Origin of the sequence: Cellulomonas sp. PS-H5 (assembly GCF_019265565.1) — a bacterium.
In the GTDB taxonomy this organism is placed as follows: Bacteria; Actinomycetota; Actinomycetes; order Actinomycetales; family Cellulomonadaceae; genus Cellulomonas.
Genome location: NZ_JAHVCI010000078.1, coordinates 1 through 13,609, shown reverse-complemented (window position 1 = coordinate 13,609; position 13,609 = coordinate 1). Strand labels below are relative to the sequence as shown.

The 13,609-nt window shown below is 75.8% G+C and carries 14 protein-coding genes and 2 tRNA genes; 4 read left to right on the top strand and 12 right to left on the bottom strand.

Features of this window, described 5'->3' with window-relative positions; genetic code table 11:
• On the top strand, positions 1-1,384 hold a 1,384-nt coding region (efeB, locus tag J5O08_RS19055; RefSeq protein WP_374225997.1), incomplete at its 5' end, for an iron uptake transporter deferrochelatase/peroxidase subunit.
• A 19-nt stretch (positions 1,385-1,403) separates the two neighbouring features.
• Here the strand turns inward: efeB and J5O08_RS19050 are convergent.
• On the bottom strand, positions 1,404-1,967 hold the full coding sequence (locus J5O08_RS19050) for a hypothetical protein (protein ID WP_218708477.1): 564 nt from the start codon (positions 1,965-1,967) through the stop codon (positions 1,404-1,406).
• 229 nt (positions 1,968-2,196) lie between these two features.
• On the opposite strand from J5O08_RS19050, the gene J5O08_RS19045 reads away from it, so the two are divergent.
• Positions 2,197-2,706: an ASCH domain-containing protein gene (locus J5O08_RS19045; RefSeq protein WP_308281726.1), complete on the top strand. Its 510-nt coding sequence runs from the start codon at positions 2,197-2,199 to the stop codon at positions 2,704-2,706.
• A 15-nt stretch (positions 2,707-2,721) separates the two neighbouring features.
• Here the strand turns inward: J5O08_RS19045 and J5O08_RS19040 are convergent, their stop codons facing one another.
• From J5O08_RS19040 to J5O08_RS19030, 3 genes are all read right to left on the bottom strand, one after another.
• On the bottom strand, positions 2,722-2,859 hold the full coding sequence (locus tag J5O08_RS19040) for a hypothetical protein (RefSeq protein ID WP_168217024.1): 138 nt from the start codon (positions 2,857-2,859) through the stop codon (positions 2,722-2,724).
• A 104-nt stretch (positions 2,860-2,963) separates the two neighbouring features.
• Positions 2,964-3,812: an SseB family protein gene (locus tag J5O08_RS19035; protein ID WP_218708474.1), complete on the bottom strand. Its 849-nt coding sequence runs from the start codon at positions 3,810-3,812 to the stop codon at positions 2,964-2,966.
• Between the two features lie 127 nt (positions 3,813-3,939).
• On the bottom strand, positions 3,940-4,416 hold the full coding sequence (locus tag J5O08_RS19030) for an ATP-binding protein (protein WP_218708473.1): 477 nt from the start codon (positions 4,414-4,416) through the stop codon (positions 3,940-3,942).
• Between the two features lie 245 nt (positions 4,417-4,661).
• Here J5O08_RS19030 and J5O08_RS19025 point away from each other — a divergent pair, with 245 nt between their 5' ends.
• Positions 4,662-5,087 carry a GAF domain-containing protein gene (locus J5O08_RS19025; RefSeq protein ID WP_218708472.1) on the top strand — a complete coding sequence of 142 codons (426 nt, stop codon included), beginning with the start codon at positions 4,662-4,664 and terminating at the stop codon, positions 5,085-5,087.
• Positions 5,088-5,176: 89 nt separating this feature from the next.
• Here J5O08_RS19025 and J5O08_RS19020 read toward each other — a convergent pair.
• From J5O08_RS19020 to J5O08_RS18990, 7 genes are all read right to left on the bottom strand, one after another.
• Positions 5,177-5,249: transfer RNA gene (locus J5O08_RS19020), tRNA-Asn, on the bottom strand.
• Positions 5,250-5,324: 75 nt separating this feature from the next.
• Positions 5,325-5,840: a hypothetical protein gene (locus J5O08_RS19015; protein WP_218708471.1), complete on the bottom strand. Its 516-nt coding sequence runs from the start codon at positions 5,838-5,840 to the stop codon at positions 5,325-5,327.
• A 68-nt stretch (positions 5,841-5,908) separates the two neighbouring features.
• Positions 5,909-6,958 carry a LacI family DNA-binding transcriptional regulator gene (locus tag J5O08_RS19010; RefSeq protein WP_218708470.1) on the bottom strand — a complete coding sequence of 350 codons (1,050 nt, stop codon included), beginning with the start codon at positions 6,956-6,958 and terminating at the stop codon, positions 5,909-5,911.
• Between the two features lie 93 nt (positions 6,959-7,051).
• Positions 7,052-9,373, bottom strand: coding sequence for a hypothetical protein (locus tag J5O08_RS19005; protein WP_218708469.1), 2,322 nt, complete (start codon positions 9,371-9,373; stop codon positions 7,052-7,054).
• A gap of 87 nt (positions 9,374-9,460) precedes the next feature.
• Positions 9,461-10,327 (bottom strand): carbohydrate ABC transporter permease, encoded by an 867-nt coding sequence (locus tag J5O08_RS19000; RefSeq protein ID WP_158375280.1) that lies wholly within the window; start codon positions 10,325-10,327, stop codon positions 9,461-9,463.
• Entirely contained in the window at positions 10,324-11,253 is a 930-nt protein-coding gene (locus J5O08_RS18995; protein ID WP_218708468.1) for a carbohydrate ABC transporter permease, read from the bottom strand. The genes J5O08_RS19000 and J5O08_RS18995 overlap by 4 nt, the downstream gene beginning before the upstream one ends.
• A gap of 58 nt (positions 11,254-11,311) precedes the next feature.
• Positions 11,312-12,625 (bottom strand): sugar ABC transporter substrate-binding protein, encoded by a 1,314-nt coding sequence (locus tag J5O08_RS18990; protein ID WP_218708467.1) that lies wholly within the window; start codon positions 12,623-12,625, stop codon positions 11,312-11,314.
• 140 nt (positions 12,626-12,765) lie between these two features.
• Between J5O08_RS18990 and J5O08_RS18985 the strand changes: the two genes are divergently transcribed.
• A tRNA-Ile gene (locus J5O08_RS18985) sits at positions 12,766-12,839 on the top strand.
• On the opposite strand, the gene J5O08_RS18980 is transcribed toward J5O08_RS18985, so the two are convergent.
• Positions 12,837-13,609 (bottom strand): YrhK family protein (locus J5O08_RS18980; protein WP_218708466.1); only part of this gene is annotated, 773 nt, incomplete at its 5' end. The genes J5O08_RS18985 and J5O08_RS18980 overlap by 3 nt on opposite strands.

Here is a 13,609-nt window from a genome sequence, read left to right as displayed (position 1 = left end):
CGGACCCGGCTCGCCCGCGGGCGGCCCGGACGGCGGTCGGCGCGGGATGTCCCGCCGCGCCCTGCTCGGGCTCGGCGGCGGCCTCGTCGCGGGTGCGGCCGCCGCTGGGGCCGCTGGAGCCGTGGCGGTGGACGCCGCCCGGTCCCCCGCGCCCGCCGCTTCGCCGGCGGGCGCCGACCGCACCTACCCGTTCACCGGCGCGCACCAGGCGGGCATCGTCACCCCGGCGCAGGACCGGCTCTACCTCGCCGCGTTCGACGTGACGACCACCGACCGGGACGCGCTCGTCGACCTGCTGCGCCGGTGGACCGTGATGGCCGCCCGGATGACGCAGGGCCTGCCGGCCGGGCAGTTCGCCCCCGCCTCCGGGCCGTACGACGCGCCGCCGGACGACACCGGCGAGGCCGCCGACCTGCCCGCCGCGGGGCTGACGATCACGTTCGGGTTCGGGCGGTCGCTGTTCGTCGGGGCGCCCGGCGCGGAGGCCGACCGGTTCGGGCTGGCCGGTCGGCTGCCCGCGGGCCTGATCGCCCTGCCGCACTTCGCCGGCGACGACCTCGACCCCGCCCGCAGCGACGGCGATCTGGTCGTCCAGGCGTGCGCCGACGACCCCCAGGTCGCCGTGCACGCCGTGCGGGATTTGTCGCGCGCCGCGTTCGGCACCGCCCGCATCCGGTGGACCCAGCTCGGCTACGGCCGGACCTCCTCCACCAGCACCGCGCAGAAGACGCCGCGGAACCTGTTCGGCTTCAAGGACGGCACCGCCAACCTCAAGGCCGAGGAGACCGCCGACGTCGAGGCGCACGTGTGGGTGCCCGCGGCCGCGGCGACGGAGGGCGGCACCGACGCGGCCTGGCTCACCGGCGGCACCTACCTCGTCGCGCGCCGGATCCGGATGCACGTCGAGACCTGGGACCGGTCGTCGCTGCGCGAGCAGGAGGCCCTGGTCGGCCGGAACAAGGGCGAGGGCGCGCCGCTGTCCGGCGGCACCGAGTTCACCGAGCCCGACCTCGACGCCACCGGCGGCGACGGCAGGCCGCTCGTCGCGCTCGACTCGCACGTCCGCCTGGCGCACCCGACCCAGAACGACGGCGTCCGGATGCTGCGCCGCGGGTACAACTTCACCGACGGCAACGACGCGCTCGGCCGGCTCGACGCGGGGCTGTTCTTCCTCGCGTTCGTCGTCGACCCGCGCACGCACTTCGTGCCGATGCAGACCCGGTTGTCGTCGCAGGACGGGCTGATGGAGTACCTCGTGCACACCGGATCGGGGCTGTACGCCGTGCCGCCGGGCGTGCCCGACGGGACGCTGCCGACCGGTGCGGACGGGACGCCGGCGCTCGCCGACGACGGGCCGTTCGTGGGTCAGGCGCTGTTCGCGTAGCCGCGCGGGCCGCCGCGGGTCAGGCGAGGTACGCCAGCACGACGGGCTCGTCCTGGCCCGCCCACGTGCCGACGAGCGTCCGGTCCGTCGGCGCGGTGAGGCCCGGGCGGGGCTCGCGCACGACGACGACCTCCGGCTCGGCGGCCGCGTCGGCGGCGCCGCTCCCCCGGACCCGCACGGTCGGCTCGCGCTCCACCCGGCCCTCGGGCGTCTCGACCCACATCCGCACCTCGGTGTCGGCCTCGCGGACCACCCGCGCGAGCTCGTCCCGGTAGACCGGGTCGCCCGGGCCGTCGTACACCCAGCGCGTGCCGAGCACCGAGTGCTCCATCGTGCCGACCAGCCACTCCTCGGCGCCCGGCAGCGGCGCGCCGCGGTAGGTCAGCGGCACGTGCAGCAGCCGGCCGCCGACCTCGACCAGGTGCGACTCGATGCCGACCTCGCCCTCGGGGTCGTCGAACCGGTACGCGCCGACCGGCGCCACCTCGGCGACCGCGCCGCCGCACCACGGCTGCGCGGGGAGCCAGGCGGCGATGAGCTCGGCCTTGGTCGGGACGAGGGTCGCCCGGTGGATGATCGCCATGCCGCCACGGTAGCGGGACCGGGCCGGCCCCCGGCACGCGCGCCCCACCGGCTGCGATCCGCCGCCCGCCGGCGCCTGTCGTCGCCCCGACCGCCGCGCCCGCCGCCCGCCGGCCCGCCGCCCGCCGCCGAGTGCCTACCGGACACGTCGAGTGCCTACCCACGGGATGGGCAGTCGACGTGTCTCGTATCCACTCGGCGTCGAGCGCGCCGGACGGCAGGATGTCCGGGTGACCAGCCACCGCACCCCGCCCGGCCCGCTCGACACCGACGCGGCCGCCGCCCTCTGGCGCGCCTACGTCGCCGCGCACCCCGAGGCGGTCGCCGCCGGCGACGAGTACGTCGTCGACCGGTTCGGCGACTCCGTCGAGCTGAGCGACGAGCTGCTCGGCATCGTCCGGCACGGCAACAAGCGTGCGACCGCCGAGCTCGTGGCCGAGTTCGCCCACCGCGGCGAGGCGCTCCCCCGCATCGGCGCGCACTGGGTGGCGTGCGACGGCCGGGGCGCGCCGCAGCTCGTGCTCCGGACGACCGAGCTGCGGATCGCCACGTTCCGGGAGGTCGACGCGGACTTCGCCTTCGACGAGGGCGAGGACGACCGCAGCCTGCGCAGCTGGCGGGAGCAGCACCGGATCTACTGGGAGCGCACCTGCGCGGCGCGCGGCGCCGTGTGGAGCGAGCAGGACGAGATCGTCCTGGAGCGGTTCCGGGTGGTGTGGCCGCCGGAGGCGGCGGACTGACCCGGCACGCCGGCGCTACTCGCTCTGCGCCGCCCGGGCCTCGGCGATCTCCTGGGCGTCGGGCGACCCGGTCCGGTGGACCGAGAGCTCCCCGCACCCGACGAGACCGAGTGCGACGACTCCCACGATGCCGGCGACGGCGATCCTGCGCATGACCCTGACTTCCTGCTGCGGCGATTCAGACGAACCGGGGCATCTTGCCAGACGGCGGGCGCGACGACGGCGGGCCGTTGGTCCCGCGGGCGTGTCCGCGCCGGTCAGCGCGGGAGCGCGGCGGCCGGGACCACGACCGGCGGGCCGGCCGGGTTGACCACGATCCCGGCCCGGCCCGCGCCGAGCGTCGCGGCGGCGATCTCCGCGAGAGCGGCCCGCCGGACCGCCCCACCGGGCCGCCACGCCCACACCTCCGCGGGCGACGTCCCCACCACGGTGTACGCGCCGCCGTCCGGTCCGGTGGCGGCCGGCCCGGCCGGCCCGTCGTCGGGGTCGGTCGCGACGGGGACGAACAGCGGCCCCGCCCCCAGCGCCTCGACGTACTGCGCGAACGGCAGCGACCGCGTCGTCGTCGCCTCGGTCAGCCGGGCGACCGCCTCGGGCTCCTCGGTGAGGTGCTGCCGGATCTCGGCCGCGTACACGATGAACGCCCCCGGCGCGCGGCCGTCGACGACGATGCCCTGGTGGTCGCGCACCGCCTGCGCGAGCACCGCCGCCGCGGGCTGGACCAGCGACCGCCCCGCCGCCTGCCGCATCCGCTGCAGCTCGTCGTGCCCCGTGAACGCGACCAGCAGGTCCGCGCCGGCGTTGTCCCGGATCGAGGCGATCGCCAGGGTGTCGCCCTGCTGGAACCCGCGCTCGGGGTCCGCGAGCCGGGAGTCGGTCACGTCGAGCAGGAGCTCGCCGGACACGGCGCGGCGGAGCACGTCGGCGAACGTCCGGGCGTCCTTGCGCTCCGCCCAGGCGCCGAGCGCCTCACGGACGCGGTCGTGGCGCACGCCCGGGCCGGGCTCGCCGGCGAGAGGTGCCGCCGGGGGCGCCGGATCGGGCTCCGCGCCGGCCTCCGGCTCGTCCGGTTCGGGCTCTCGCGACCTCCGGCTGAACAGTCCCACGGCGGACACCCTAGGCGCCGGACGCTGCGCGAGCTGCTGGGCGGGGACCCGGCGACGGTGCGCCGCGCACGGGTGCTGCCGCCGACCGCCGACCGTCGCACGTCCCGCCGGCCCGACCGTCGGGCGGTCAGATCGAGAGGGTGAACCACACGGTGTTGCCGGTCCGGCCGGCGCGGCGCCCGTGGCCCCACTCGGTCGCGAGCATCGACACCAGACGCAGCCCCTGCCCACCGGGCGTGCCCGGGTCCGGGCGTCGGACCTGCGGCCGGCCGGCGCTGGTGTCCGAGACCTCGACCCGGACGCAGTCGCTGTCGACGCTGAACCGCACCTCGACCTCGCCGCCGGGACCGTGGACGATCGCGTTGGCGACGAGCTCGCTCGTCAGCAGCTCGATGTCGGGGAGGGACTCGTCGGGGACCGCCGACTCGCGGGCTCGGTCGCACGCCCAGTGCCGGGCGATCCACACCGCACCGCGCCGCGGGGGGACGTGCAGCTCCAGGACCGTCCTCGGCGGACCGGCCCCGGAACGCTCGCGCCACCACCGGGGGGATCCGCCGTCGAGATCCTGCAGCAGGACGTGCACCTCGTACGCGTCGCTTCTCAACGGTGACCCCTCGTGTCCCGGCGCGCCTGCGATGCCCGATGCGGACCACGGCGCGACCGCCGGGAGTCGTCGAGGCTGACGACGGTACCTCTCCAGGATTGCACGCCCGGTTCGATCCGTCCTGTTCCGGGGTCATCGGGCGGCCCGAGCCGTGCCACACTGGCGAGGTCGGAGTCGACCAGGCGCCCACGAGGGCGTTCCCTCGCCGGCCGTGGCGCCGGTCGCGCCCGAGAGCCGGTGAGATCGTGCACGAGATCCTCGACGCGTTCGCCGATGCCGCACCCTCGCGGACCGGGGTCCCCGCCTGCAGCGTCATCCTGCGCACCGGCGACCGGTTCGACCAGGTCGCGAGCAGCGATCCCGCCGCGGCGGAGTGCGACCGGCTCGAGGTGGACGACGGGGCGGGCCCCTGCCTCGAGGCGATCCGACAGCTGAGCAGCGTGGTCGTGGACGATCTCGACGTCGACGCGCGCTGGCCCCGGTGGAACCGGCGCGCACGGGGCCACGGCTACCGGTCCTTCGTCGCACTGCCGGGCTACGTCGACGAGATCAGCACCGTCGCGCTGAACGCCTACAGCCGCCTGCCCGCCGCGTGGACGCGCGACGAGGTCATCCGCATCGACCGGTACGTCCAGGAGCTGGCGACGACGCTGCGCGAGCAGGGCACGTGACGACATCGCCCGGCCCGGTGCGCACCCGCACCCCGGGCACGCGAACGGCCCGCCTCCTGCGCGATGCAGGGTGCGGGCCGTCGTGGTTGCTCCCTCGACTGGACTCGAACCAGTAACCGTCCGATTAACAGTCGGATGCTCTGCCAATTGAGCTACGAGGGATCGTGCGGGAAGAACTCTAGCAGCCCTCCGGGGCTGCTCCTGACACGTCCCGCGTGGTCCCGGTCACCGCCGGGATCACGCGCGCAGGCCGGCCGCCGCGCGCACCCGCGCCTCCGCGGCGTCGAGCAGGGCCGCCACGCCGGGGTCGGCCAGGTCGACCCGCCCGGTGCCGATGACCTGCGTGAACAGGTCTCCCGACTCGCCCCGCCGCAGGGCGACCCGGACGGGCCCGGCACCCGGCACGGTGACGGTCTCGACGTGCACGACCGAGGACTGCACCCGCTCCCGCAGGGTCTGCGCGAACGGCACCGGCACCGGCGGGTCCAACGGCAGCACCTCGACCGCACCGGTCACCCAGTGCACGGTGATGGCGGGCGGCTCGGGCGCGAACGACGCCCGGTCGACGTCCGACCACGGGTGCCGGCGCACCGGCGCGTCCGCGGTCCCGCCGGCGACGTAGAGCGCCTGCCGGGTGGCGGCGAGCCAGCGGTCGCCCGACGCGGCGACGGCGAGCACCCGGTCGCCCGCCGGGAGGTCGAGGGCGCGGCGCACGTCGTCGGGCAGGGCGTGGCGGCGGGAGAAGAGCGGCACGGTGACCCACCGTAGCCGGATCACGGGCGACCGGACCCCGGACCCACCGGCGCCCGTCCCGCCGCGGCTCAGCCGTCCGCGACGGTCGAGCCGCGCACCGCGAGCTCGACCGGCAGCAGCTCCACCCCGGCCCCCAGCTCGTCCCCCGAGAGCGCGGCGAACAGCCGGCTGGCGGCGGTCCGCCCGAGGAGCTCGAGCCGGGTGTCGACGCTGGTCAGCTCCGGCCGGGTGTTGGTCACGACGAGCGACCAGTTGTCGTGGCCCACCACCGCCACGTCCTCCGGCACCCGGCGGCCGTGGTCCCGCAGGATGTCGAGCGCGGCGCGCGCGAGCTGGTCCGACGCGGCGACGACCGCGTCCAGGTCGGGGTGCTGCGCCAGCAGGCGCGTGGTCGCCGCGCGGCCCCAGCGCTCGCTCCAGTTCCCGGAGCCGGCGCCGGTGCCGAGCAGCGTCGCGCCGTGCTCGGCGAGCGCCGCCGCCGCGCCCGCCTCGCGCTCCCGGGACGCGGCGTACGTGGGGTCGCCGCCGACGTAGGCGATCCGGCGGCGGCCGAGGTCCCAGAGGTGCTCGGCGGCGATGCGGCCGGCCTGGACGTTGTCGGCGGCCAGCGACAGGTCCTGCGGGTCTTCGGAGGGTGCGTAGGCGTAGACCACCGGCACCGGGAGGTCCTGCCCGAGCGAGGGGCGCGGGTCCGTGCGCGGGCCGCCGACGACGATCAGCCCGTCGATCTGCCGCTCGAGCAGGGTGCGCAGCTGCTGCTGCTCGCGGATGGCGTCCCCGCGCGCGTCGGTGAGGATCACCGAGATGCGACCGGCCCCGAGCGCGTCCTCCGCGCCCATGAGGATCGGGATGACGAACCGGCCCTCGAGGTCGTTGGTCAGGACCCCGACGGTGCCGGTGCGCCCGTTCGCGAGGTTCTGGGCGAGCACCGACGGCGTGAACGACAGCGCGTCGGCGGCCTCCAGCACGCGCTGACGCGTCTCGGGCCGGATCTCGCCCCGCCCGTTGAGCGCCTTGGACGCGGTGCCCTTCGACACCCCGGCCCGCCGCGCGACGTCCGCGAGCGTGGCGCGGGCGGCTGGGCGCTGCTGCACGACGTCGCCGCTCTCCAGACCCATCGCCCGTGCGCTCCCGTCGTCCCCGGCGTCCCCGCCCCGCCCGGTCGACCCGGGCGGGGCGGTCGTGACGTCCACCACCTGTGTCCGCCGACCCTAGCGGGACGCGACGGCGGCGCGGCGGCGGTCCTGCCAGCAGGTCCGCAGGTCGGTCGTGCCGAAGCGCCGCAGGGCCTCGTCGGTGGCGTCGATGCCGACGGCCGAGATCCACGGCAGGCAGGTCTTGTTGCCCTCGCCCTTGCCGCGACCGCCGAAGCCGGTGTCCACGAACATCGGGTCGTCGATCAGCCACCAGCTGACCAGCAGCCCCTCCTCCTGCAGCCCGGGCCGGGCGTACCCCCAGTCGCGCCCGGGGGTGGCGACGGTCTCGTTCGAGCCGTGCAGCACCAGGTCCGCGACCTCGGCGAGCACGTCGTCGTCGCCGATCAGGGCGGCCTCGAACAGGTCGGGCACGGCGTGCAGCTCGTAGGGGTGGATGTAGCCGGCGCCCGCGGTGTCGCAGGCGCTCCAGCCGGTGCTGCGGAACCCGTACCCGGCCATCGTGCTCCCGGGCGGCAGCGGCACGTCCCAGAGGTAGACCCAGGTGGCCAGCACGCGCGCCGCGTCCACCGCGGCGGCGCGCAGGTCGTCGTCGCCGGTGAGCTCGGCGGCCGCGAGGCAGGCCCGCAGCGAGAACAGGATGCTCTCGGAGTCGACCAGCTGGGCCCGGGCGTAGATCGAGTCGTGGATGCCGCCGTTGAACTTCAGCCCCCGGACGAAGTGCTCGGCGACGAACCCGGCCGCGCGCACCGCGGCGTCCCGCCAGCGCGGGTCGCCCGTCGCCTGGAAGAGCTCGTGGAGGAACGGCACCGCGGTCGCGGTCGACGACTTCTGGTTGAGCTCCGCCCGGCCGAACCACGCGCGCGGCTCGACGAGCGCCGACCCGTCGAAGGCGTAGGCGCGGCGCCAGGACCCGTCCTCCTCCTGCGCCCCGAGCAGGAACTCCCCGAAGGACCGCGCGACCGCGAGCCACTCCTCGTGCACCGTGCCGCGCTCGCGCTCCGCGGCGTAGGCGCGGAGCAGGGCGTGGTGCTCCTCGGCGACGCACCGCAGGTACGTGCCGTCGGGCGCGCCCGACAGCGCGTCCACCGCGTAGGCCATGTGCTCGAGCACCGGGCCCATCAGGTCCCGCAGGTCGGCACCCTCCTCCGCGTACGCCAGCGGCAGCAGCAGCCCGCTCCACCAGCTCGCGTCCCGCTCGGAGTCGAAGTCGTAGAGCGTGTGCACCAGGCCCAGCGGCGAGCCGCCGGCCCGCCGGACGAAGCTCTCGACCGCCCGCAGCGCCTTGTCGCGCGCCGCGGGGTCCGCGATCTCGGGGGCGTGGTTCAGCACGTGCAGGGCGTTGAGCACGGTCTGCCCGGTGAAGCCGTACTGCAGCACGTCGCCGAGCTGGCGCCCGTCCTGCGGGTGGCAGTTCGTCACGAAGCCCGCCGTCGTGGCGTTCTCCCGGTAGTACGGCAGCAGCGCGTCGAGGCGCAGGGCGGTGAGGTCCTCGACGGGCACCGGCAGCTCGACGCGCCGCGGCTGCAGGTGCGCCACCCGGGCACCCCAGAGCTGCCACAGCGCGTCGGTCGCCGTCGCGCCGCGCACCACGCCGACGCCGTAGGACACGGTGAGGTCGGTCGCGTCGTCGACGGGCCAGAACGCGCCCCACGGCTCCCGGTCCCGGGCCGTCAGCGCGTGCGAGCGCGCACGCTCCACGAAGGGGTACGCGGCCGACAACGACCAGCCGCCGGGCCGGTCCAGCAGGCCGAGCGAGCCGATGTCCGTGCGCTGCGCGAAGGCCTGCTGACCGCGGGCGCGCTCCGGGGCGTCGTCGTGCGCGGGGACGTCCTGGCGGGACAGCCACACCCCGAGCCCCCGGCCCGGGGCGTACGCCAGGACGGCGAGGCCGGTGAGCCGGTCGTCCCGGAACACGAGCTCGCGGGTGTCGAGGTAGTCCTCGACGCCGTCGCCGTCCACGTCGTTCAGGTCGTAGAGGGCGGGCGGCGCGAACACCTGGGCCCGCTCGTCGAACCCGGCGCCGACCACGTCGAGGTCGAGGACGGCGCGCACCGCGGTCCCGGGCGCCGGGGCGTGCACCCGCACCCGGCGGTCGACGCGGACGCCGTCGCCCTCGGGCGCCCAGCGGTCCACGACCACGACCTCGCCGGCGGCGGTCCGGGCCCGGGCGGTGGCGAGCAGGGCGGCCCCGTCGCGGACGACCTCGCCGTAGGGCGCGGGCACGCGCTCCCCGCGCCAGTCGGCCGGGTCACCGGTGTGGACCTCGACGACGACGGGCGCGGGGCTCGCGAGCAGGCGCTCGGTGCCGGCGTCCGGGGCGGACCAGAGCTCGACGCCGTGGGCGCCGTCGGGGCCGGAGGTGCGGATCTCGATCACGGGGTGCTCCTGGTGGTGCTCGGGGCGCGCTCGGGGGCGCGCCGTCGGGGGGGCGGTGCGGGAGGGTGCGTGCGGCGGGCGGGCGGCTCAGCCCTTGGTGGCGCCCGCGGTGAGGCCGGAGATGATGCCCCGCTGGCACAGCAGCGTCAGGACGAGGACGGGCAGCAGGTAGACGACCGCGGCCGCGGTCATGTCGCCCCACAGCGTCTGGAACTGGGTGATGTACCCGGAGATGCCGACCGGCATCGTCTGCGCGGCCGGGGTCCGGGTGAGCGACAGGGCGATGACGAGCTCGTTCCACGCCGCGAGGAACCCGAACAGGGCCGCGACCGCGACGGCGGGGGTCGAGATCGGCAGCACGATCCGCCCGATGGTGCCGAGGGTGCCGGCGCCGTCCAGCCGCGCCGCCTCCAGCAGCTCCTCGGGGAGCTCGCGGAAGAAGCCCTCGAGCATCCAGATGATCAGCGGCAGCACGATCGGCAGGTACGCGATCGCCAGGCCGAGCGGGCTGTCGATCAGCCCGAGCTGGCGGAACTGCAGGAAGAACGGCAGCGCGAGCGCCACAGGCGGGAACATCCGGGTGACCAGCACCGACCCCAGCAGGACGCCGGAGAACCGGTAGCGGAACTTCGCGAAGCCGAAGGCGGCGGGCACGCCGAGCAGCAGCCCGACGGCCGTCGCCCCGCCCGCCGCGAGCAGGCTGTTCCGGAAGAACTGCAGGACGGTCTCGTTCCCGAGGACCGACGCGAAGTGCGTCGTGGTCGGGGACTCCGGCAGCACGGTGGGCGGGATCGCGAAGATCTCGACGTCCGGCTTCAGCGAGGTCGCGACCACCCAGACGACGGGCAGCAGGAACAGGAACGACGCGGCCGCGGCGACGAGCGCGGTGGCGGTGCCGCGGGCGACCCGCCGGGTGGTCCGCGGCCCGCGGGCGGGCAGGGTCAGGGTGGTCATCGCTCACCTCGCGGGCGCAGCCAGAGGAAGACCGCACCGGCGGTGACGCCGATGACGATCACGAACAGCACCGACGTGGCCGCCCCGCCGCCGAAGTCGGTGGCGGTGAACATCTGCCGGTACAGGAAGGTGCTCAGCACCTCCGTCGACGAACCGGGGCCGCCGCCCGTCATCACGTACACCGCGTCGAACACCCGGAAGGCGTCGGCGAGCCGGATCACGAGGATGATGAGGATCGAGGGCCGCAGCAGCGGCAGCGTGATCCGCCAGAAGGTCTGCCACGGCGAGGCGCCGTCCGTCCGGGCGGCCTCCTTGAGCTCGCCGGGGATGTTCGCCAGGCCCGCGAGGAGCACCAGCACGACGAACGGCACCGCGAGCCAGGCGTTGGTGACCAGGATCGTCGTCCGCGCGAACCACGGGTCGGCGAACCAGGCGGGCCCGGTGATCCCGACGAGCGCGAGCCCCTCGTTGACCAGGCCGTAGCCCGGCGAGAACAGGAACTTCCACGCCATCGACGCCACGACGGGCGCGATCATCAGCGGCAGGGCCAGCACGAGGCGCAGCACCTTGCGGCCGCGCGTCTCGCGCTGCAGGAGCAGGGCGATCGGGATGCCGATCGCCAGCTCGACGACGAGCGTGGTGACGACGTAGCCCAGCGTCTGCGTGAGCGCCGTCCAGAAGGCCGGCGAGCCGAGCACCCGGGCGTAGTTGTCCAACCCGGCGAACGAGGGCGCGGGCCCGCCGACCGCCACGCTGAACTCCTGCAGGCTGAGGGACACGGTCCACAGCAGCGGGTACAGCGCGGTCGCGGCGAGCGCGAGCAGCGCGGGGAGGGTCAGCAGCACGCCGGCGCGCCGGCGCCCGGCGAGCAGGCCGCCCCTGCGGACCGTGGCTCGGCGCCCGGGCGTCCCGGGGTCGGCGCCCACGGGGCCGGCCGGTGCGTGGTGGCGGGCGGGCGTCCCCGGCCGCCCGCCACCACGCAGGTCAGCGGCCAGCTGCCCGCTCCATCTCGGACTGCGCCGCGGCGAGGGCCTCGTCGGGCGTCTGCTGCTGCGACATGACGGCCGACACGGCCTCCGCGATCGCCGTCTGGTACTGCGCGTACGCCGGGGTCATCGGCATCGTGGTGCTCACCTCGACGGACTCGGAGAACACCGCCAGCGCGTCGCGGTCGGCCTGCGACAGCTCGTCGGACGCGGCGAGCGTCTCCATCGACGACGTGCGGGGCGCTGGGGACAGCTGCTCGATCGCCTTGCGCGCCAGGACGTCGCTGCTGGTCGCCCAGTGCACCCACTGCCACGCGGCGTCCTGCGCGTCCGAGGACGCCGAGACGCCGAAGCCCCAGGAGAACGTCGTGCTGACCTGGTCCGGGTCGCCCGGGTTGAGGGCCACCGCGACGTCGTCGGCGATCTTCGACTGCGCCGGGTCGGAGGCCTGCGCCCAGAGGTACGGCCAGATGGAGATCATCGCGACCTTGCCCTCGAGGAACTGGCCCTGCATCGCGGACAGGTCGTGCAGCCCCTGCGGGCTCGACTGGTCCTCGAACTGGATCCCGGTCATGAGGTCGAAGGCGTCGCGCGCCTCCGGGGTGTCGATGGTGGGCGCGCCGTCCTCGTCGACGATGTCGCCGCCGGCCTGCTGGACGTAGCTCTCGAACCGGGTCGCGACCTCGCCGTCCCGGTTGCCGGGCACCATCGTCCCGTAGACGCCCGCGGCGGGGTCGGTCGTCGCGGCCGCGGCCGCCCGGTACTCCTCCCACGTCGTCGGCGGGCCGTCGATCCCGGCGGCCTCGAGCAGGCTCGGGCGGTAGTACGTCACCAGGTTGTGCACCAGGAACGGCAGGCCGTAGAGCTCGCCGTCGTAGCTCACCGTGTCCAGCGTGTGCTCGACGAAGTCGTCGCGGTCCGCGTCCTCGAGCCGGTCGCCCAGCGGGGACAGGTACCCGTTCTGGGCGAACTCGGCGATCCACGGCTGGTCGACGGTCAGGACGTCGTAGGCGCCGCCGCCGGCGATCGCGTCCGAGAGGAACTGCTGGTGCATGGTGTCGTGCGGGACGCCGAGGATCTCGACGCCGATGCCGGTCTCCTCCGTGAACTCCGCCGCCAGCTCCCGGTAGAAGGCCTCGTGCGGGGAGCCGGCCTCCATGCCGACGGTGATGCTGGTGGCGTCGCCCGACGAGCCGGAGCCCGCGCCCGACGGGGCGGGCGCCGACGGCGCGCAGGCGGTCAGGACCAGGCCCGCGGCGCCGAGGACCGCGGCCGCCGTGAGGCCCCGGGACCACCGAGGTGTGCTGAACATGGCTAGCTCCCTTGCTAGGTCGGTGTTTCGCAACCGGTTTCCGCAGACGCTAGTGCGGGGCGCGCGGACGTGTCAACGCGACCCGGGGACCCGCAGGTCAGGGCGCTCCGGGGCCCGCTGGTAGCCTCGGGGGTCGACGAGGGCCAGTAGCTCAGCCGGTCAGAGCAGCGGACTCATAATCCGTCGGTCGTGGGTTCAAGCCCCACCTGGCCTACGCAGCCGTGCCGCGGGCGCGCGAGCGCTCGCGCACCGACCCCACCGGCAGCAGCGCCGCGCCGGCGAGGAAGCACACCGCCCCCGCGCACGTCCCGGCGTTCACCAGCGCCACGTTCGTCTCCTCGGTGGTGCCCGCGACGTACCGCGCCGCGACCGCCGCCGCGCCGAACGCCACCGACCCGGCGAGGTTCAGCGCCGCCACCCACCAGTCGACAGACCCGCGCCGCCACGCGACCCGCGCGCCCGGCTTGCCCGGCGCGCCCCGCTCGCCCGGCGCGGTGCCCGGCACGGAGCCCGGCACGCCGTGCACCGCCCGCGGCCGCACCGCGCGCCGCACGGCCACGCACGCGAGGACGCTCGCCACGAGGAAGCACACCGACCCGTACACGTCCGGCGCCCACACCAGGCGCCGGGCCGACGGCGCCGCGAGGTCCCGCGTCGCCGCGTACGTGCTGACGTTGAAGCACACCGTGCCGACCAGCTGCACCAGCGCCGCCGCGCGGTCGAGGCGGTCGTCCCGCGGCGTCCCCGCGACCTGGAACGCCGCCGCCGAGGTGAACATCACCGACCCGACCACGAACGTCCACGCCGCCACCTCGGGCGCGACCCGCGCCGCGTACAGCGGCAGCGACCCGACGGCGAAGCACACGGACCCGAGGCCGAACAGCAGCCCGAGCCGGACGCTCGCGGCGCTGGGCCGCGGCGCTCCCGCCGGCCGCCGGGCGCGCACCGGCCGCCCGGCGCGCACCGCCCGCGCCGCGTCCCCGG